The organism is Streptomyces sp. NPDC044106 (assembly GCF_056433985.1).
The window spans coordinates 346,241-364,274 of the sequence record NZ_JBWKFZ010000005.1; the positions used below are offsets into that span (position 1 = coordinate 346,241).

The window sequence follows — 18,034 nt, forward strand, 5'->3', positions numbered from 1 at the left end:
GGATCAGCCGCAGCCGCAGGAGGCGTGCCGCCCGCCGTGCACGGAGGCGTACGCAGTGGGCCGGGGGCCCGCCGCCGCCCGCGTCACCCGGGCGGCGGCCGCGCGCCCTGCCGACGACTGCGCGTCATGCACCACTGTGCCTCCGACGAGCGTGAGGCGCACCTCGGCAGAGCTGATATCGGCCACCGGACACCGCGTCACATCGCGGTCGAGCACCACGAGATCGGCTGCTTTTCCTCTCTCCACGGTCCCCGTGAGGTGCTCCGAGCGCAGCTGACGCGCGGTGCCCAAGGTGTGCATGAGCAGGGATGATGTTCGGCTGATCCCCTCCTGCGCGCGGTAGAGGTCGCCCTCGCCCTCCCTGCCCTCGCGGTCGATCGCCGTGCGGATCTGGTTCCAGACCTGTAGGGGGTCGACCGGCCAGTCCGAGCCTCCCGCGAGCGCCGCGCGCCGCTCCCGCAGACTGCGCGCCGGGTACAGCCGCCGGTGGCGTTCCGCGCCGATGTAGGGCAGCAGGGACTCCATGGTCCAGATGTTGCGCGTGGCCCACTGGAGCTGCATGCACGCGACGACGCCGAGCGCGGCGAAGCGGGGCAGGTCGGTGGGGTCGACCAGCTGGAGATGGGCCGTGGTGTTGCGCAGATCGCGGCGGCCGGTCCTGCGCAGGGCGTACGCGTACCCGTCGAGCGAGGTGCGCACGGCGCGGTCGCCGATGGCGTGGGCGTGCATCTGCCAGCCCTCGGCGTTGAAGGCGGCGCTGAGCCGGCCGAAGTCGGCGGCGCCCACGTACAGGTCGCCGCGGTGGTCCGTCGGCCTGCCGTCCTCGTCCAGGTAGGGATCGAGCAGCGCGGCGGTCTGCGCCGGGTACTCGATGACGCCGTCGAGGAAGACCTTGACCGTGCCGAAGCGCAGTCCGCGTACGTCCGCGAACTCCGCGCGCAGCCCCTTCGCGTACGCGACCGCGGCGGCCGGGTCCTTCGCCAGGTCGGCGTCGATGCGCAGGGCGGGCACGATGCGCTGGCGCAGCCGCCCGGAGCCGGCGAGCCGCTGATAGAGCTTCAGCTCGTCCTGGCCCACCACGGCTTCCATGAACGTGGTGATCCCGGACGCGGCGGCCTCGGCGAGGATCTTCGCGGCGGCGTCGGCCAGCATGGCACCGTCGGGCTCGGGGATGTGCCGGGAGACGAGCGGCTGGGCGTCGTCCTTGAGCACGCCGGTCGGCTCGCCGTCGGCACCCTTGACGATCTTGCCGCCGACCGGGTCGGGGGTGCTCGCGGTGATCTTCGCGATGTCCAGGGCGCGCTGATTGGCCCACAGGTTGTGGCCGTCGCCGCCGCGCAGGGCGATGGGGCGCCGGGTCGGCAGGGCGTCGAGCAGGGAGTGGTGCGGGGCGGTGCCGTGCGGGAGCAGGCCGACCGGATTCCAGTCCTCCACCACCAGCCAGCCGTCGGGCTCCTGCTCGGCGGAGTCCTTCAGGAACCCGGTCAGCGTCTCGCGCAGCTCCTCGACGCTCTGCTCGGCGCCCGCGAGCGAGGGCCGCAGCGAGCGGTTCGCGGCGTCCATCGGGTGGGCGTGGCCGTCGTGGATTCCGCTCATCAGGGTGCCGCCCCGCGCGTCCACGACATCCGTGTCGCGCCCGGCGAAGCGCCGCACGGCGGCGTCCGTGCCGACGGCGAGTATCCGCCCGTCCCGCCCGACGGCCACCGCCTCGGGTTGCCGGCCGTGGCCCGAAGTGCCGGTGAAGACGCGGGCGTTGTGCACGACGAGGGCGGCGGAGCGGCGGGGCGAGGAGGCCGCGACGGGCCCCGCGGCGGTGGCGGTGAGTCCTACGGCTCCCGCGGCCGCGAGGACGCCCCGCCGGGAGAAGGAAGGACGAGGACGAGGCGCGGGCGGCGATACGGGCGGCTGCTGGGGCATGTCCACTCCAAGGTGTAGCGGCGACGAGTGGGAGGAACCCTCGACGAGTAACGCGTTAACCAGAACCCGCCCCGAACGACGGATTCCGTACGATGAGCCGCGTGCCAGGGCCGACTCTCGCCGACATAGCCCGCGCCGCGGAGGTTTCGACGGCGACGGTCTCGCACGCCCTCAACGGCACCGGCAGGATCGGCGGGGCCACCCGGCGCCGGGTCCGTGAGACCGCGACGCGGCTCGGCTACGGCGCCCCCGGCCTCCCGCGCGCACGCACCCTGGGCATCGCCGTCACCACGTTCGCCGGCGCCTGGAACTACACCGCCATCGCCTACTTCGCCCGCGTCGTCGCGGCGGCCACATCGGCGGCCCACGCGCGCGGCTACGCCCTCACCACGTTCCCCGCCGCCCGTGCCGCCGACGACTCCTGGCACAGCCTCGCCGTCGACGGCATGCTCATCGTGGACAGCCCGCGCGGCGACCCCATGGTCCGCGCCCTGCGCGCCCGCGGCGTCCCGCTCGTCTTCGACGGCGTTCCCGGCGACGCGCGCCCCGGCGACCACTGGGTCGACAACGACCACGACGCGACCACCCGCGAGGTCCTCGACCACCTCGCCGCCTCCGGCGCCCGCCGCACCGCGCTCCAGTCCGGCAGCGGCGACGAGCACTACGCCCGCGCGGTCACGAGGGCCTACGAACAGTGGTGCGCGGAGCGCGGCGCGCCCCCGCTGGTCGTGCCCTTCGACGAGGCCGACGACCAGGGCCACGCCTTCGACGCGCTGCTGGCGTGCCGCGACCGGGTCGACGCGGTCTACGCCGCGTACGACCCCGGAGGGCGCCAACTCCTCGCCGCCGCGGCCCGCCACGGCCTGCGCGTCCCCGCCGACCTGCGCATCGTGTGCGCGAGCGAGGACCCGTCCTACGCGACGACGGCCCCGCCTGTGACGACGGTGACCCTCAACCCCGAACGCACGGCCCACGCCGCCGTCGCCGTCCTTGTGACCCTGATCGAGAACGACGGCACGCCGCCGACGGGCGGGGGCTCGGTCGTCGTACCGGCCGGGCTGGTGGTTCGCGGATCGTGCGGCGCGGGGACGGCCCAGGACCGGTGAAGCTGCGCCGCACGGTGGCGGGCGCCGCGGAGCGTTCGCAGGACGCCTGGGAGCCTGTCTCTGAGTAGGATCACCTGCCCATGGACACGAGCGCAGAGCCCGAGATGATCTCCGTGCCGCCCGGCCGGGTCACGCTGTCGGACCGCCGTACGCGGCGCAGTTGGCAGGTCGAGGTCGCGCCGTGCGAGATGGCCGCGTTCCCCGTCACCCAGGCGCTGTACGCGGAGGTCACGGGCGAGCGGCCCGGCGCCGCCGCCGACGAGGGACTCGGTACCGCCCCCGGCGAGGGACTCGGCACGGCCCGCGGCGACCGGCTCCCCGTCGAAGGCGTCTCCTGGCTCGACGCCGTCCGCTTCTGCAACGCGCTCTCCCTGCGCGACGGGCACACGCCCGCGTACCGCCTCGACGCGGAGGGCCACGGCGACGGCGTCGCGTGGGACCCGGCGGCCGACGGCTACCGGCTGCCGACCGAGGCCGAGTGGGAACACGCCTGCCGTGCCGGTACGACGGGCCCGCACTACGGCCCGCTCGACGAGATCGCCTGGTACCGCGGCAACTCGGGGGAGCGGCTCCACCAGGTGGGCGGCAAGCGGCCCAACGCGTGGGGCCTTTACGACATGCTCGGCAACGTCTGGGACTGGTGCTGGGACGTGTACGACGCCGAGGTGTACGGCACGTACCGGGTGCTGCGCGGCGGGGGATGGTTCGACGAGCACTGGAGCTGCCGGGCGTCCGCCCGCCGTCGCAGCCACCCGAGCTACCGGGTCGACGACGTGGGCTTCCGCCTCGCCCGTTCCGGACCGCGCTGAGCGGTCCGGGGCCGGCTCACTCCGGGGCCGGCAGGTCCACGGCGGCGAGCTTGGCCGGGTCGGTCACGACCGAGATGCGGACGATCCGGCCGTCCTCGACGTCGAAGGAGACGACGGAGAGCGGGGAGCCGTCCTCGCGCCACGCCATGATTCCGGCGAGGCCGTCGACGAGCACCGCACGCCCGCGCGCCGCCGCGGCGGAGGACAGCTGGGCACCGGCGGCGATCCTGGTCGCGCCGAGCGTGACGAGGACGCCGTCGGGGGTGTCGACGGTCAGCTTCACCTCGGGGTCCAGTACGCGCAGCAGCCCTTCGAAGTCACCGTGGCGAGCCGCCGCGAGGAAGGCATGGACCACTTCGCGCTGCTCCCGTCGCAGGGCCGCGGGCCGCTCCCTGTCCCGCACCTTCCTGCGGGCCCGGCTGGCCAGCATCTTGGCGGCGCCGGTGGACTTGCCGAGGACCTGGCCGATCTCCTCGAACGGCACCGCGAACAGGTCGTGCAGCACGAACGCGAGCCGCTCGCCGGGCCCGAGGGAGTCGAGGACGACGTGCAGCGCGAGCCCGACGGAGTCCGTGTGGGCCACGTCGTCCTCCGGCGCGCGGCCGTCGTCGACGGTGACCACGAGCTCGGACAGCTGATCACCGTAGGACGCCTCGGGGCGGGACTGTCGCGAGCGCAGGACGTCGAGGCTGATGCGGCCGACCACCGTGGTCAGCCACCCGGCGAGGTTGTCGATGGTGTCCGTGTCCTGGCGGGAGAGCCGCAGCCAGGCCTCCTGGACCACGTCCTCGGCGTCGGCGTGCGATCCGAGCATGCGGTGGGCGACCGCGCGCAGCCGGTCCCGCTGGGCCTCGAACGTCTCGGCCACCTGGACCGCCCGGGTGCTCTCGGACATGTTGTTACCTTCCTCGGGACTGCTCCGTCATGGGTGATGACGGGCTCGGGAGAGCACAGGTAACCGATGAAGGAGCAGACCGATGGAAGCACGCTTGAAGAACTCCGGGAACCCCGCGGTGATCACGGCGATACAGCAGCTCAACAAGGTGGTGCACGGCGGCGGCGTCGACCCGCGGGTCCTTGAGCTGACCCACCTGCGGGCCAGCCAGATCAACGGGTGCAGCCCGTGCGTGTTCGGCGGTGTCGCGGCGGCGAAGAAGAACGGTGAGAGCGAGGAGCGGCTGCACAACGTGGTCGCGTGGCGCGAGACGCCCTTCTTCACCGAGCCGGAGCGCGCGGCCCTCGAACTGACCGAGGCCGCCACCCGCCTCCAGGACGGCGCACCGGGCGTGACCGACGAGATCTGGGACGCCGCCGCGGCCCACTTCGACGAGAAGCAGCTGTCCGCGATCGTCCTGAACATCGCGCTGACCAACTTCTACAACCGCATCAACCGCTCGACCAAGGAACAGGCGGGCAAGACCTGGTGAACGACGTGCGCGGCGTCCCGGCGCCGCGCAGCGCCCCCAGGGCCGACGGCTTGTCCGTCGGCCCTCTTTCGTTGTGTGGTTCCGGGCGGGCCGAGCGCGGCACGGCTCGGTTCGAGGTCGACGGACGGCTGGCGTGCCTCGTCGTACCCGCGGCTCATGTACTAGAGTTATCTCGACATCGAGATATCTGCCGAGGCGCACCAGAAGCCGCCACTCGGTAAGGGTTACCTAACTAAGCCTTACCTTAGCGGATCGACGAGGAGTCGTGGCGGCAGGATGTGACGAAACGCGCGAAAAATCTGAAGGAGACTGTCGTGTCGGCGAACAGCTTCGACGCCCGCAGCACGCTGCGCGTGGGCGACGAGTCGTACGAGATCTTCAAGCTGGACAAGGTCGAGGGCTCCGCCCGCCTTCCCTACAGCCTGAAGGTGCTGCTGGAGAACCTGCTCCGTACCGAGGACGGCGCGAACATCACCGCCGACCACATCCGTGCCCTCGGTGACTGGGACTCGCAGGCCCAGCCCTCGCAGGAGATCCAGTTCACGCCGGCCCGCGTGATCATGCAGGACTTCACCGGCGTGCCGTGCGTGGTGGACCTGGCCACCATGCGTGAGGCCGTGAAGGAGCTCGGCGGCGACCCGGCGAAGATCAACCCGCTGGCCCCGGCCGAGCTGGTCATCGACCACTCCGTCATCGCCGACAAGTTCGGTACGGCGGACGCCTTCGGGCAGAACGTCGAGCTGGAGTACGGCCGCAACAAGGAGCGCTACCAGTTCCTGCGCTGGGGCCAGACCGCGTTCGACGAGTTCAAGGTCGTCCCCCCGGGCACCGGCATCGTCCACCAGGTCAACATCGAGAAGCTGGCCCGCACGGTCATGGTCCGCAACGGCCAGGCCTACCCCGACACCCTGGTCGGCACGGACTCGCACACCACGATGGTCAACGGCCTTGGCGTCCTCGGCTGGGGCGTCGGCGGCATCGAGGCCGAGGCCGCGATGCTCGGCCAGCCGGTCTCCATGCTCATCCCGCGCGTCGTCGGCTTCAAGCTGACCGGCGAGCTGCCCGCCGGCACCACCGCTACCGACCTGGTCCTCACGATCACCGAGATGCTGCGCAAGCACGGCGTCGTCGGCAAGTTCGTCGAGTTCTACGGCGAGGGCGTCGCGGCCACGAGCCTCGCCAACCGCGCCACCATCGGCAACATGTCGCCCGAGTTCGGCTCCACCGCCGCGATCTTCCCGATCGACGACGAGACGCTGAAGTACCTGCGCCTGACCGGCCGCGACGAGCAGCAGGTCGCGCTCGTCGAGGCGTACGCCAAGGAGCAGGGCCTCTGGCTGGACCCGGCCGCCGAGCCGGACTTCTCCGAGAAGCTGGAGCTCGACCTCTCCACGGTCGTGCCCTCCATCGCGGGCCCGAAGCGCCCCCAGGACCGCATCGTCCTCGCCAACGCCTCCGAGCAGTTCAAGATCGACGTGCGCAACTACGTCGACAGCGTGGACGAGGCCGGCAAGGAGTCCTTCCCGGCCTCCGACGCCCCGGCCACCACCAACGGCGTCCCGTCGAACCCGGTCCTGGTGACCGCCCCCGACGGCTCGACGTACGAGCTCGACCACGGCGCCGTCACCGTCGCCGCGATCACCTCCTGCACCAACACCTCGAACCCGTACGTGATGGTCGCCGCCGCGCTCGTCGCGAAGAAGGCCGTCGAGAAGGGCCTGACCCGCAAGCCGTGGGTCAAGACCACCCTCGCGCCGGGCTCGAAGGTCGTCACCGACTACTTCGACAAGTCGGGTCTCACCCCGTACCTCGACAAGGTCGGCTTCAACCTCGTCGGCTACGGCTGCACCACCTGCATCGGCAACTCGGGCCCGCTGCCCGAGGAGGTCTCGAAGGCCGTCAACGACCACGACCTGGCCGTGACGTCCGTCCTCTCCGGCAACCGGAACTTCGAGGGCCGCATCAACCCCGACGTCAAGATGAACTACCTGGCGTCCCCGCCGCTGGTCGTCGCGTACGCCATCGCCGGGTCGATGAAGATCGACATCACGTCCGAGGCGCTCGGCGCCGACCAGGACGGCAACCCGGTCTACCTCAAGGACATCTGGCCCTCCGAGGCCGAGGTGAACGACGTCGTCGCCAACTCCATCGGCGAGGACATGTTCAACAAGTCCTACCAGGACGTTTTCGCGGGTGACGCCCAGTGGCAGGCGCTCTCGATCCCGACCGGCAACACGTTCGAGTGGGACGCCGAGTCGACGTACGTCCGCAAGCCCCCGTACTTCGAGGGCATGACGATGGAGACCACCCCGGTCTCCGACATCACGGGCGCCCGCGTCCTGGCCAAGCTGGGCGACTCGGTCACCACCGACCACATCTCCCCGGCCGGTGCGATCAAGGCCGACACCCCGGCCGGCAAGTACCTCACCGAGCACGGCGTGCAGCGCCGCGACTTCAACAGCTACGGCTCGCGCCGCGGCAACCACGAGGTCATGATCCGCGGCACGTTCGCCAACATCCGCCTGCGCAACCAGATCGCGCCGGGCACCGAGGGCGGCTTCACGCGTGACTTCACGCAGGAGGACGCGCCGGTCTCGTACATCTACGACGCCTCGCGCAACTACATCGACCAGGGCATCCCGCTGGTCGTCCTCGCGGGCAAGGAGTACGGTTCCGGCTCGTCCCGCGACTGGGCCGCCAAGGGCACCGCGCTCCTCGGCGTCAAGGCCGTCATCGCCGAGTCGTACGAGCGCATCCACCGCTCGAACCTCATCGGCATGGGCGTCCTGCCGCTCCAGTACCCGGAGGGCCAGACCGCGTCCTCTCTCGGCCTGACCGGCGAGGAGACCTTCTCCTTCACCGGCGTGACCGAGCTGAACAACGGCTCGACCCCCCGCACGGTGAAGGTCACGACCGACACCGGCGTGGAGTTCGACGCGGTCGTCCGCATCGACACCCCCGGCGAGGCGGACTACTACCGCAACGGCGGCATCATGCAGTACGTGCTGCGCAGCCTGATCCGTAAGTAGGCGCACGGTACGCAGTAGTCGAGGGCCGCACCCCGTTTCGCACGGGGTGCGGCCCTCGCCGCACGCTCACACCGTGTTGCTCACGTCGTGCTGCTCACGTCGTGATCAACACACCGCGCGGCCGCCACCCGGACTCCGGCCTCGTCACCGCCGCCCGCGCCGCAGGCCGCCGTGGTGTCGGCGGTGGCGGAGTGCTTCGTGCCGGTGGAGTAGCGGCCGTCGCCGCTCGGCGTCACGACGGTGTTGAAGTGGTCGTCGAAGTTGGTCGCGGAGTACGCGCACTGGTGCAGGTTCAGATAGCCGGACGTGCCTACGCCTGCGGCCACCCGCCGTACGGCACCGTGATGAGCTCCATCGCGTGCCCCGCCGGGTCCAGGAAGTACACGCCCAGGCCCCCGTCGTTGCGGTTGAACGCGCCCGGCTGCTTCTGGTGCGGGTCGGCCCAGTGCTCGATGCCGCGTGCGCCGATCTTCTCGTACGCCGCCTCGAACTCCGCCTCCGATACCAGGAAGGCGTAGTGCTGCGGGGTGATCGACTCGGCGGGAACGGTGGCGAAGTCGAGGGTGACGGAGTTGCTGAGGGCGACTGCGATGAACGGTCCCCACTCTTCGCCGATGTCGAGGCCCAACAGTTCCGCGAAGAACTCGGCGGACTCCCGGTTGTCCCGGGCGTGGACGATCGTGTGATTCAACTGAACGGACAAGGAATGCCTCCAGAAGGCATCTCCCGACACCTCCATGCCTCACCCGGCCGGTGACCGACACGCGATGTCGGCGTGGATCATAGGCACGACGCCTTCATGCTGTCGATTCGTTTCGTCGCGCGAACCGGGCGCGAGCGGCCGCGTGAGCGATGTGCAGGAGCCGCACCACCGTGTCCGTCGTCCTCTCGCCGGGATTGACGACGGAGATCCAGCCGAGCGCGCCGTACACCGGATGGGGCATCACACGGTCGGCGGCCGTGTGGTCGCGAGGGCGGCTGATGCTGTGCGGTTCCTCTCCGGTGAGCTCCCGGAAGGTCGCGCGGTCGACGCGGACGTTCACGCGCCAACGGCCTGGAGGGTCCAGGTCGCAAGCGGTGTCGTCCGGGTAGTTCTTGGTGACGACTGTCCCGTAGGGCTGCACGTTCTCGGGCATGCGGCCGTCGGGGGCGTAGTAGAAGAACGCGTCCCCCCACGCGAGCTCGGGGAAGCCGCCTCCCGGCTCCGGGACGAGCACGAGCGCGCCGTCGAGGTCGTCCCGCACGGCCGCGATGATCTGTTCCATACTCATGGTTCAAGCATCACCTTCAAGTGCTTATGTGGGGTTGGACGGTGGACGAGACCGCGAGCGGTCGGCGAGGAGGGCGGCTGCGAACAGTCGATGTCTCCGCGGAGTCGGGGTACTCGGTGCAACAGGTGCGCGACCTGGAGCGGCTGGGAGTCATTCCCCCGGCCACTCGATCGAGCAACGGTTACCGCTCGTACACGGCGGCCCACGTGCACGCTCTCCGTGCCTATCGCGGACTCGCAGGCGCTGTGGGGCCCGTCGAGGCCCGGCAGCTGCTCGCGGAGCTGCGAACGGCGACGATCACCGTGGCGGCCTCGGCGATCAGCGCGGTGCACGTCCGGCTCGCGCGGGAACGGGACGAGGCCCTCCGTGCCCAACAGGCGTTGCGCGCGATCCAGGGTGAGGCGAACACGTCCGGGTTCGAGGGGGAGAGCGACGCGATGACGATCACGCAGCTGGCCGCGGCGCTCGACGTACGCCCCTCGACCCTGCGGTTCTGGGAGCAGGAGGGACTTGTCACCCCCGAGCGAGTGACGTCACTGCGAGCACGTCGATACGGGCTTCCGGCGATCAGGGACGCCCGGATCGTCGCCGCTCTCCGCGCCAGCGGTTACGGCATTCCCGCGGTGCGCGACATCATGGGCTCCCTGCACCGGCTCGACGGCCCGGGAGAGATCCGGCGCATCCTGCAACAACGTCTCGACCACATCGCCGCGCGGGCCGTGGCGCTGCTCCGAGCGGGCGCGGACCTGGCAGCCGTCGTCACGTCCGACCGGGAACCGCCGAGCACCCCCTCGCCTCCGAGGGCCTCCACCAAGTGATGCAGCGAGACCTCGGACTGAGGCCCCCGAGGCGGGCGCGGACGTGCGTGGCTGGGACGGGTCCAACATCGGTTCGTTCCAGGGCTCTTCGTTCCCCGACAACGACTACGCGTGGGTGTCCGTCGGCAACGGCTGGTGCCCGTCGTGCTCGGCTGGGGCACCATCCCCGACCGGCTGGTCAAGGGGTCGGCGGAGGCGCGCGGCTGCGCACCGCGTGACCCGAGGTGCGCCCGGCGCGCGAGCAACCGCCGGGCGCACCGGCCCCGTTATCGTGTGCAGACGTACCCCTTAGGGGTGGGTCTGTGGACGGAGCGGTTTTCGGTCAGAGCAGGGAATCCCTTCGCGCAACTGCGCCTGCACGAACCGCTTGAGCAGGTCCAAAACAGGAACATCACGGTGGTGGTGTTGGCCGCGGCACCGGCCAGGGTGAGCGCCATGTACGGAGGCAGGACGGCGTGCTCCGAGCCGCCGTGCACGACAGGGCCCCGGCCGCCCCCGGCTCGACCTCGACGACCGGAATGACGACGGGTCCGGCCGAGGGCTCCTGCTCGTCGTCGCGCCGGCCGACAAGTGGGGGGTCGAGGGGCAGGACCCCGGCAAGGGGGTGTGGTGCGAGTTCGGGGCGCCGCTCGCGTCACCCCTTCTTGTTGCGGTCGAACCAGATCGTGGCGACGGTCGGGACGAGCCCCGCCCAGAACAGGGCCTGCGGCACGGTCCGTTCGGTCCACGGGATCTCCGCGATGAGCAGCGTGCAGAGCATGGTCCAGGCGGCCTGGGCGAGGACGACGCGGGGCCACTTGCGGCGGCGGATCAGGGAGCGGATGTTGATGCGGACACCGGCGCGCAGTCGGCGGTAGCGGAGCAGGGCGCCCACCGCCCAGAGCGCGGACATGGGGACCAGGAACCAGAGGCGCTGGCCGAGCGGTACCGGTAGGTCGCGGGGGGTCTCGCCGTCGGTGGGGTAGAGGTCGAGGCCGGAGGCCGCGATGACGCCGAGGCAGAGCAGGGCCATCCACCGAATGCCCCGCAGCATGCGGTACGACGCGTCGTCGAGGCCGTCCCGCATGTCACGGGAGTCCGGCGCGGCCGCCAGCGCGTCCGCGTACAGCGCGGCGGCCTCGCGCGGCTTGACGCCGGGCACGGAGGCGGCTTTGCGGGTCTGGCGGGCGAGCGCGTACGGGTGGCTGGGGTCGAGGCGGAGGATCGCGTGGTCCAGCTGGTCGGCGACCGTGCTGTTGCTCGCCAGGTCGGCGATCTGCCAGGCGACTTCGTGCGCGTAGACCTCTTCGGGACCGAGGCGCAGCGCCTCCATGGCGAGGTCGCCCGCCTCCCGCAGGGGGCCTTCCAGCTGTTCGGCGGTGATCGTGCTGGCGCCCGCCTGCGCGATGCGGACGAGGCGGATGCGCCAGACGACGTCGGCGAGGAGGGCGTACGCGTACCAGTAGTCGGGTGCGAGGCGTATCGCCTCGCGCAGCACGCCCTCGGACTCCTGCCAGCGGGTGCCGCCGATGCCGCGCAGCGCGTGCGAGCGCATGATCAGCCCGCCCACGTCCTCGGGGTCGAGCGCGAGGGCCCGGTCCGTCGCGTCGAGCGCCTTCTCGTGCTGCTCGGCCCGTACGCGGCACAGGGCGAGCTTGGTCCAGGCGCGTACGTCGTCGGGGTCCTCGGCGAGCCGCTGACCCAGCAGCGTCTCGGCCTCCTCGTACCGCTTGAGCTCGATGAGTCCGTCGGCCCGCTCCACGGCGGGGTGCACAGTGCCAGTGCTCACAGCTTCCGCTTCTTCTTGAGGTAGGTGACCAGGTCGTCGTACATGCCGCCCTCGTTGGCGAACATCGCCACGTTGCGGGCGGAGGCGAACCACGGGTCGCTGGAGGGCGCGATCGTGGCGGCCGCGTCCATCAGGTCCTTCATGCCGATCATGCGGACGGTTCCGGTGCGCGCGGAGTCGAGCAGCGCGCGCTCGGCGGCGGACTCGCAGAGGTGCGCGAGGTCGGCGCCGGACAGGCCGTCGGTGGCCTTCGCGAGCTTGCGCAGGTCGACGCCTGCGACGGGGCGGTCGCGGAGGTGGTAGCGGAGGATGGCCTCGCGGGCGGGGGCGTCGGGCGGCAGGACGAGGATCGTGCGGTCGAGGCGGCCGGGGCGGCGCAGCGCGTTGTCCACGTCCCAGGGAACGTTGGTGGCGGCCAGTACGAACACGCCCTCGTTGGCGCCCGCGTCGATGCCGTCGAGCTCGGTGAGGAGCTGGTTGACGGTGTTGCGCATGCCGCTGTGCGCGGTGCGGCTGCGCTTGGCGCCGAGCGCGTCCAGCTCGTCGAGGAAGAGGACGCAGGGCGCTTGGCGGCGGGCCGTCTCGAAGACCTCGTGCATGTTGCGCTCGGAGTTGCCCATCCACATGTCGAGGACGTCGTTGATGGATATGGACAGGAAGTTGGCGCCGAGCTCACCCGCGACGGCCCGCGCGATGAACGTCTTGCCGCAGCCGGGCGGACCGTACAGCAGGAGGCCGCCGCGCAGGCTCTTGCCGTACAGCTTGCGCAGCTCGGGGTTGCGCAGGGGTGCGAGGAACGCGGCCTCCAGGCGGTCCTTGACGTCCTGCATCCCGCCGACGTCGGCGAGCCGCACGCCGTCGGGTGCCTCCACCTCCCAGGCGGCGGCGTCGCCCGGGTCGCCGCTGCCGTCGGCGGTCCGGGGGGCCTCGGGTGTCGGAGGCGTCTCGACGAACCGGGGCGGCACGACATCGCCTACCTGGTCCTCGGCGGCCTTCCAGTTGAAGCCGGTGGGGGGTGCTTCAGGGGCTTGCGGGGCTTGTGGGGCTTGTGGGCCCTGCGGGGCTTGTGAGGGACCCTGCGGCACCGGCGGTGCGCCCATGGCGCGGCCCATCAGCTCCCGGGCCTTCGCGTCGCCCGGCGCGTGCTGCAAGGCCACCGCGACCTCGGCGACCGCCTCGTCGTGGTGCCCGCTCTCCACGAGGAGTTCCGCCAGATGCAGACGCAGGTGCACGTCGTCGGGCGCGCCCGCGACGGCTGTGCGCAGGCTCTGGATCAAGGGGGAGTGATCGGGCATGGGACGAGGATACGGGGGCGTGTGCGAGCGGTGTGCGAGCGGACGCGTTGTCCGACTTCGCCTGCTCAACCCTCCGACTTGCGGTGGGGCCGAGGCGCGTCAGGGGGACAGTAGTTTGGCGATGACGGCCGGGTCCATGGCGGTCCCGCCGGCGGCGACGCGTTCCAGGGCGTCGATGAACTGATCGGCGTCGAAGACGCTCTCTTTACTGCGCGCCGCCTTCCCCAAGTCACGCTGACCCCGCAGCTTCTGCGTGCTTCCTGACTGCATCTGCTGCTCGGGGCTGGCGGCGGGTGACCTTGCCTTCGCGGGCGTAGCGGTTGATCTCGCCCGGCTGCCGGTCGGGCGACATCGCGCTGTCGACCTACTTCTTTCGCGCGATGAGCACGAGGGGAACGGCGACGATGAGGAGAAGGCCGATGATGATCACCAGCTCGACGCCGCCCAGGTTGCCCACGACAGGTCCTCCCCTTCTCCAGGCGTACGGGGCCTTCGGAGGGTGCGGGTGCCCGCGGTTGGGGCTTCAACACCTCCGGCGGCGACGGCAGTTGACCAACCATGAGGCGGCGGCTCCGGTGGTAGGTCTGGACTTGTTCCTCCGGCGTCCCTACGCTCGGCCGCGGCGCCTGAGAGCGCTCTCACGCGCTCGACTCCGTTCCGCCACGCCCCCGTTGGTACGACGAGAGGACCCCCGGTGAGACGCAAGACCTGTACCCGCCTCGGCCTGTCCGCCCTGCTGATGGCCGCCGCCTGCGTCGGCACCGGCTTCACACCGGCCGCCGCCCGCCCCGCCGTCGATCCCCACGCCCAGGCCCCCGCCTCCACCGCCCTGTTGCAGGCCATGCGGCGCGATCTCGGCCTGAGTCCCGCCGCCGCGCGCGAGCGGCTCGCCGATGAGCGGCGGGCGGTCAGGACCGAGCGCGCGGCGCGCAAGGCGGCCGGCGCTGCCTACGGCGGGTCGTGGTTCGACGCCGGGCGGGGGCGGCTCACCGTCGCCGTGACCGAGCGACGAGCCGCCCGAGGTGTACGAGGGGTCGGCGCCGACGTCCGCCTCGTCGAGCACAGTGCCGCGGCCCTCGACGCGGCGAAGAACCGCGTCGACCGGATCAAGGCCCCCAAGAACGTCGCCAGTTGGCGCATGGACGCGCGGGCCAACCGCGTCGTGGTGGACGTCGTCGAAGGCCACCGTGCCGACAACGATGTCAAAACCTTCCTGCGCCGCGCCCGCGCCACCGCGCCCATTCGGGTCGCCACGGTCCCCGAGGGCCCGCGCACCTTCGCCGCCGGAACCGTCGGCGGTGACCCGTACTACACCGGCAACGTCCGCTGCTCCATCGGCTTCTCCGTGCACGGCGGCTTCGTCACGGCCGGGCACTGCGGCGGGGCGGGCGCGGCGGTGCGCGGCTGGGACGGCTCGGCCATCGGCTCGTTCCAGGGCTCCTCGTTCCCCGACAACGACTACGCGTGGGTGTCCGTCGGAAACGGCTGGTGGACCGTGCCCGTCGTACTCGGCTGGGGCACCATCCCCGACCAGCTGGTGCGCGGCTCCGCGGAGGCGCCGGTCGGCGCGTCGATCTGCCGCTCCGGCTCCACCACGAAATGGCACTGCGGCAAGCTGCTCGCCAAGAACGAGACCGTCAACTACTCGGACGGCAGGACCGTCCACCAGCTGACCAAGACCAGTGTCTGCGCCGAGGGCGGAGACTCCGGCGGCTCGTTCATCAGCGGCGACCAGGCGCAGGGCGTGACGTCCGGCGGCTGGGGCAACTGCGGCAGCGGCGGCGAGACGTGGTTCCAGCCGGTGAATGAGATCCTGTCGCGGTACGGGCTGAGGCTCCACACGGCTTGATCCCTTCCGGCCTGCCCCAACAGGTGAGGGTGCGCTGCCCCATGGCAGCGCACCCTGTCGCTCGATCCACCGGCCGTCCGTGGGCCCGCCCGCTACACCAGCGTCCGCGGGTCCACCCCGCCCGGGAGCAGCTTCACCTCTGCTACCCCGCGCGTGCCGAGACCCGCCTCTTCCAGTGCCCTGCGCGTCTCCGCGACGGCCAGGTCCACGGCCTCGCCCGGGGTCCGGGACTCGATCTGGAAGGCGCCGCCCGCCGCCGCGACCGCCTCGGCGGGGCCGCGGCTCGGGGTCGTGGCCGTCGCGGTGAACTCGTGGGCCCCGTCCATGATGTCCATGAGCCGGTCACACAACTGGGCCCCGTCCGGGGCGGGAGTGGTCAGCAGCAGCTCGACATGTACTTCCCACGCTTCCACGCGCGCACCTTCTTCCCTGCGGTCACGGCACCTTCACGTACCGCTGCTTGCTGTCGGCCTTCGCGCTCGTGCCCTTGTGCGGGGCGACGATCTGGGCCGTCGAGTGTCCCCAGAAGTTCGCCGAGTACTTGACCTTCTTGCCATTCTCCACGGGCGTGTAGAACGTCTCCGTGTTCCCGAGCGTCCCCATCGTGCGGGTCTGCTTGGACGTCGCCGCGGTCTGCTCGTAGTGGCCGGAGTAGTACTTCAGGCTCCCCGTCACCTTCACCTGCACCTTGGGGATGTTGCCGAAACACTGCACCCGCGTCTTGTAGATGACGCTCTTCGCGCCCTTCGACCAGTGCGGCGTGTCGGCCGTGACCTTGCAGTACGCCTGCTTCACGTCACGTGTGCCCCGCTCGCCCGCCGGCGCGGGCAGAGTGACCCTCGTGACCGACGACTGCCCCGCGCGGTCGGCGGCGTGGACTTTTTCGCCCACGCCGTGCCCGGCCTCCACCGCACCGGCGGAGGAGGCGAAGAGAAGGCCGCCCACGAGCGAGGCGGACATCCCGACGCCGTAGCAGACGCGACGCACAGACAGATTCATGTAGATAACCCCCAGTTGGTGATGTCAACACAGAACCTCTGAGGTCAGAGGCGAGAACATCCTTCCCCAGCCGCGCGGCGAGCGGTGGCGCGCGGGGCATGTGGATCATCACTCTGTGCGTAAGCAACCGGGGACGGCAGCAATGCGTCTGACAGGTGTTGTCCTTGTCCCGGAACGCGCCCTGTCACCGGGCGCACCGTCAGACGGGCTCGATGCGGCGGCGCAGGAGGCAGAACACGTTGCCTTCCGGGTCGGACAGCACGTGCCAGCTCTCCTCGCCGGTCTGGCCCACGTCGACGGGCTTGGCGCCGAGCGCGAGCAGCCGCTCCAGCTCGGCTTCCTGGTCGCGGTCGGTCGCGTTGACGTCGATGTGCAGGGGGAGTTTCCCGGCCCGCGGGTCGCTGCTGGGGCTGAGGACGAGGGTGGGCTGCGGGCCTCCGGACCCGGTGCCGGGCGGCCCGATCTCGATGCTTCCGTCGTCCTCGCGGTCGAGCTCCACGTAACCGAGTACGTCACACCAGAACGCGGCGAGCCGCTCGGCATCGGAGCAGTCGAGGACGAGTTCGCTGATGCGGCATGCCATGGCCGCAGTGTACGTATCCGGTAGCGCGGCGGCCGCTGGGCGCGGGTCGCCAGGCAGTGTCCGCCAGCGGCTGGGGGTAGGCGGGTCGCTAGGCGCGGGCCTGGGGGAGCGTCAGGAAGGCGGTCCAGGCGGCCGGGGCGACGGTGAAGTGGGGGCCGTCCGGGTTCTTGGAGTCGCGGATGTGGATGGCGGCGGGGTGAGCGGCGACTTCGAGGCATTGTCCGCCTTCGTCGCCGCTGTAGCTGGACTTGCGCCAGGCGTACGCGGCTTCGAGGCATTCCCCGCCTTCGCTGCCGCTGTAGCTCGATTTGAACCACTCAAGTGCGGTGCCGCTCATTGCTCTCCTAGCAGACGGTCCAGCAGATCGCTGGTGTCCTCAGTGTTCAAGGCCTGCGTCCGCAGCATCGCATACTTCTGCGTGAGGATCCCCACCTCGTCGGGATTGCTGATGAGTTGGCTGCCTCGCTGGGTCTCGGTGTACGCGAGCCGCTGGTGCTCAGGGGTCTCCAAGAGTACGAACGGGCCGTCGAGACCGGCGTGGGATGTGCGGCCGAGCGGCAGAATCTGTACGGCGAGGCCGGGGAGTTCGGTGTACGCACACAACTTTCGTACCTGCTCAGCGTGTACCTCCTTTCCGCCGAGGCGATCACGCACCGCTGCTTCCCAGATGACGAAACTGGTGGTCGGCGGGACCTTGCGGTGCAGGATTTCCTGCCGCTCGATGCGCGCCGCTACCAATTGCTCAATCTCGTCCTCGTCGTATACGGGAACTCGGCTCCGGAAGACTGCCTGGGCATAGCGCTCGGTCTGCAACTGGCCGGGCACGGCGAGGACGCCGTACACGGAAATCGCAATAGCCTCCCGCTCACAGTCCAAATACTCCTCGGCCCACCGAGGAACCAGATCCACCTCCGGCATGTTCTCGACGGCCGTCTCCAACGTCCGGTTCGTGCCGAGGAGCGTGTCCAGGCGGATCGCCAGATCCAGCTTCAACGGCCGCCGACCCTGCTCGATGGACGCGATGTGCTCCTCACCGATGCTGCACCGCTCGGCCAGCGACCGCTGGGTGTACCCGGCCGCCTCGCGGTGGACGGCGAGCAGCGCGCCCACCATCTTCATCGCTGAGGCGTTCCTTCGTGACCGTCGCTTTGGGCTGCTCATGC

Annotated in this window: 18 protein-coding genes and 2 pseudogenes; 7 read left to right on the top strand and 13 right to left on the bottom strand. The window is 70.9% G+C overall.

The genetic code is table 11. From position 1 onward, the window contains the following. Window positions 1-3: 3 nt before the first annotated feature. On the bottom strand, window positions 4-1,917 hold the full coding sequence (locus AC07DI_RS11125; RefSeq protein ID WP_478903817.1) for an amidohydrolase: 1,914 nt from the start codon (window positions 1,915-1,917) through the stop codon (window positions 4-6). Between the two features lie 92 nt (window positions 1,918-2,009). Here AC07DI_RS11125 and AC07DI_RS11130 point away from each other — a divergent pair, with 92 nt between their 5' ends. Together AC07DI_RS11130 and AC07DI_RS11135 are read left to right on the top strand one after the other, a co-directional pair. Continuing rightward, on the top strand, window positions 2,010-3,023 hold the full coding sequence (locus AC07DI_RS11130) for a LacI family DNA-binding transcriptional regulator (protein WP_478903819.1): 1,014 nt from the start codon (window positions 2,010-2,012) through the stop codon (window positions 3,021-3,023). Between the two features lie 80 nt (window positions 3,024-3,103). After that, on the top strand, window positions 3,104-3,832 hold the full coding sequence (locus AC07DI_RS11135; protein WP_478903821.1) for a formylglycine-generating enzyme family protein: 729 nt from the start codon (window positions 3,104-3,106) through the stop codon (window positions 3,830-3,832). A 16-nt stretch (window positions 3,833-3,848) separates the two neighbouring features. Here the strand turns inward: AC07DI_RS11135 and AC07DI_RS11140 are convergent, their stop codons facing one another. After that, a complete protein-coding gene (locus AC07DI_RS11140; RefSeq protein WP_478903823.1) occupies window positions 3,849-4,727 on the bottom strand; it encodes a sigma-70 family RNA polymerase sigma factor in 879 nt (292 codons plus the stop codon). Between the two features lie 82 nt (window positions 4,728-4,809). Between AC07DI_RS11140 and AC07DI_RS11145 the strand changes: the two genes are divergently transcribed. After that, entirely contained in the window at window positions 4,810-5,259 is a 450-nt protein-coding gene (locus AC07DI_RS11145; protein WP_478903825.1) for a carboxymuconolactone decarboxylase family protein, read from the top strand. Window positions 5,260-5,573: 314 nt separating this feature from the next. After that, window positions 5,574-8,288, top strand: a complete 2,715-nt coding sequence (gene acnA / locus AC07DI_RS11150; RefSeq protein WP_478903827.1) for an aconitate hydratase AcnA — start codon at window positions 5,574-5,576, stop codon at window positions 8,286-8,288. Between the two features lie 80 nt (window positions 8,289-8,368). Here acnA and AC07DI_RS11155 read toward each other — a convergent pair whose 3' ends face one another. From AC07DI_RS11155 to AC07DI_RS11165, 3 genes are all read right to left on the bottom strand, one after another. After that, window positions 8,369-8,614 carry a hypothetical protein gene (locus AC07DI_RS11155; RefSeq protein ID WP_478903829.1) on the bottom strand — a complete coding sequence of 82 codons (246 nt, stop codon included), beginning with the start codon at window positions 8,612-8,614 and terminating at the stop codon, window positions 8,369-8,371. Then, window positions 8,599-8,991, bottom strand: coding sequence for a VOC family protein (locus AC07DI_RS11160; protein ID WP_478903831.1), 393 nt, complete (start codon window positions 8,989-8,991; stop codon window positions 8,599-8,601). The genes AC07DI_RS11155 and AC07DI_RS11160 overlap by 16 nt, the downstream gene beginning before the upstream one ends. A gap of 94 nt (window positions 8,992-9,085) precedes the next feature. Further along, entirely contained in the window at window positions 9,086-9,553 is a 468-nt protein-coding gene (locus AC07DI_RS11165; RefSeq protein ID WP_478903981.1) for a DUF6194 family protein, read from the bottom strand. Between the two features lie 32 nt (window positions 9,554-9,585). Between AC07DI_RS11165 and AC07DI_RS11170 the strand changes: the two genes are divergently transcribed. Together AC07DI_RS11170 and AC07DI_RS11175 are read left to right on the top strand one after the other, a co-directional pair. Further along, the gene (locus AC07DI_RS11170) at window positions 9,586-10,377 is read left to right on the top strand and encodes a MerR family transcriptional regulator (protein WP_478903983.1); all 792 of its coding nucleotides are present in this window, start codon (window positions 9,586-9,588) and stop codon (window positions 10,375-10,377) included. Window positions 10,378-10,408: 31 nt separating this feature from the next. After that, window positions 10,409-10,575, top strand: a pseudogene (locus tag AC07DI_RS11175) (S1 family peptidase); the annotation flags it as partial. Between the two features lie 436 nt (window positions 10,576-11,011). Here the strand turns inward: AC07DI_RS11175 and AC07DI_RS11180 are convergent. From AC07DI_RS11180 to AC07DI_RS11190, 3 genes and pseudogenes are all read right to left on the bottom strand, one after another. Next, window positions 11,012-12,145 carry a tetratricopeptide repeat protein gene (locus AC07DI_RS11180; protein ID WP_478903833.1) on the bottom strand — a complete coding sequence of 378 codons (1,134 nt, stop codon included), beginning with the start codon at window positions 12,143-12,145 and terminating at the stop codon, window positions 11,012-11,014. After that, complete coding sequence (locus tag AC07DI_RS11185; RefSeq protein WP_478903835.1) at window positions 12,142-13,440, bottom strand: tetratricopeptide repeat protein; 1,299 nt, start codon at window positions 13,438-13,440, stop codon at window positions 12,142-12,144. Before AC07DI_RS11185 ends, AC07DI_RS11180 begins: the two co-directional genes overlap by 4 nt. Window positions 13,441-13,545: 105 nt before the next feature. Further along, window positions 13,546-13,647: pseudogene (locus AC07DI_RS11190) on the bottom strand (DNA-binding response regulator); the annotation flags it as partial. 487 nt (window positions 13,648-14,134) lie between these two features. On the opposite strand from AC07DI_RS11190, the gene AC07DI_RS11195 reads away from it, so the two are divergent. Then, window positions 14,135-15,289, top strand: a complete 1,155-nt coding sequence (locus AC07DI_RS11195) for a S1 family peptidase (protein WP_478903837.1) — start codon at window positions 14,135-14,137, stop codon at window positions 15,287-15,289. 92 nt (window positions 15,290-15,381) lie between these two features. Here AC07DI_RS11195 and AC07DI_RS11200 read toward each other — a convergent pair whose 3' ends face one another. From AC07DI_RS11200 to AC07DI_RS11220, 5 genes are all read right to left on the bottom strand, one after another. After that, window positions 15,382-15,702: a hypothetical protein gene (locus AC07DI_RS11200; protein WP_384257811.1), complete on the bottom strand. Its 321-nt coding sequence runs from the start codon at window positions 15,700-15,702 to the stop codon at window positions 15,382-15,384. A gap of 22 nt (window positions 15,703-15,724) precedes the next feature. Further along, window positions 15,725-16,288, bottom strand: coding sequence for a hypothetical protein (locus AC07DI_RS11205; protein WP_384257808.1), 564 nt, complete (start codon window positions 16,286-16,288; stop codon window positions 15,725-15,727). A 199-nt stretch (window positions 16,289-16,487) separates the two neighbouring features. Continuing rightward, window positions 16,488-16,871 (bottom strand): VOC family protein, encoded by a 384-nt coding sequence (locus AC07DI_RS11210; protein WP_384257806.1) that lies wholly within the window; start codon window positions 16,869-16,871, stop codon window positions 16,488-16,490. 88 nt (window positions 16,872-16,959) lie between these two features. Next, on the bottom strand, window positions 16,960-17,208 hold the full coding sequence (locus AC07DI_RS11215; RefSeq protein WP_478903840.1) for a DUF397 domain-containing protein: 249 nt from the start codon (window positions 17,206-17,208) through the stop codon (window positions 16,960-16,962). Beyond that, the gene (locus tag AC07DI_RS11220) at window positions 17,205-17,990 is read right to left on the bottom strand and encodes a helix-turn-helix domain-containing protein (protein WP_384257801.1); all 786 of its coding nucleotides are present in this window, start codon (window positions 17,988-17,990) and stop codon (window positions 17,205-17,207) included. Before AC07DI_RS11220 ends, AC07DI_RS11215 begins: the two co-directional genes overlap by 4 nt. Window positions 17,991-18,034: the final 44 nt, after the last annotated feature.

Excerpts from the sequence above, each read along its gene's own strand:
- AC07DI_RS11125 (WP_478903817.1), bottom strand. The coding sequence starts at position 1,917 with ATGCCCCAGCAGCCGCCCGTATCGCCGCCCGCGCCTCGTCCTCGTCCT.
- AC07DI_RS11130 (WP_478903819.1), top strand. The coding sequence starts at position 2,010 with ATGAGCCGCGTGCCAGGGCCGACTCTCGCCGACATAGCCCGCGCCGCG.
- AC07DI_RS11135 (WP_478903821.1), top strand. The coding sequence starts at position 3,104 with ATGGACACGAGCGCAGAGCCCGAGATGATCTCCGTGCCGCCCGGCCGG.
- AC07DI_RS11140 (WP_478903823.1), bottom strand. The coding sequence starts at position 4,727 with ATGTCCGAGAGCACCCGGGCGGTCCAGGTGGCCGAGACGTTCGAGGCC.
- AC07DI_RS11145 (WP_478903825.1), top strand. The coding sequence starts at position 4,810 with ATGGAAGCACGCTTGAAGAACTCCGGGAACCCCGCGGTGATCACGGCG.
- AC07DI_RS11165 (WP_478903981.1), bottom strand. The coding sequence starts at position 9,553 with ATGGAACAGATCATCGCGGCCGTGCGGGACGACCTCGACGGCGCGCTC.
- AC07DI_RS11170 (WP_478903983.1), top strand. The coding sequence starts at position 9,586 with ATGTGGGGTTGGACGGTGGACGAGACCGCGAGCGGTCGGCGAGGAGGG.
- AC07DI_RS11185 (WP_478903835.1), bottom strand. The coding sequence starts at position 13,440 with ATGCCCGATCACTCCCCCTTGATCCAGAGCCTGCGCACAGCCGTCGCG.
- AC07DI_RS11205 (WP_384257808.1), bottom strand. The coding sequence starts at position 16,288 with ATGAATCTGTCTGTGCGTCGCGTCTGCTACGGCGTCGGGATGTCCGCC.
- AC07DI_RS11210 (WP_384257806.1), bottom strand. The coding sequence starts at position 16,871 with ATGGCATGCCGCATCAGCGAACTCGTCCTCGACTGCTCCGATGCCGAG.
- AC07DI_RS11215 (WP_478903840.1), bottom strand. The coding sequence starts at position 17,208 with ATGAGCGGCACCGCACTTGAGTGGTTCAAATCGAGCTACAGCGGCAGC.
- AC07DI_RS11220 (WP_384257801.1), bottom strand. The coding sequence starts at position 17,990 with ATGAAGATGGTGGGCGCGCTGCTCGCCGTCCACCGCGAGGCGGCCGGG.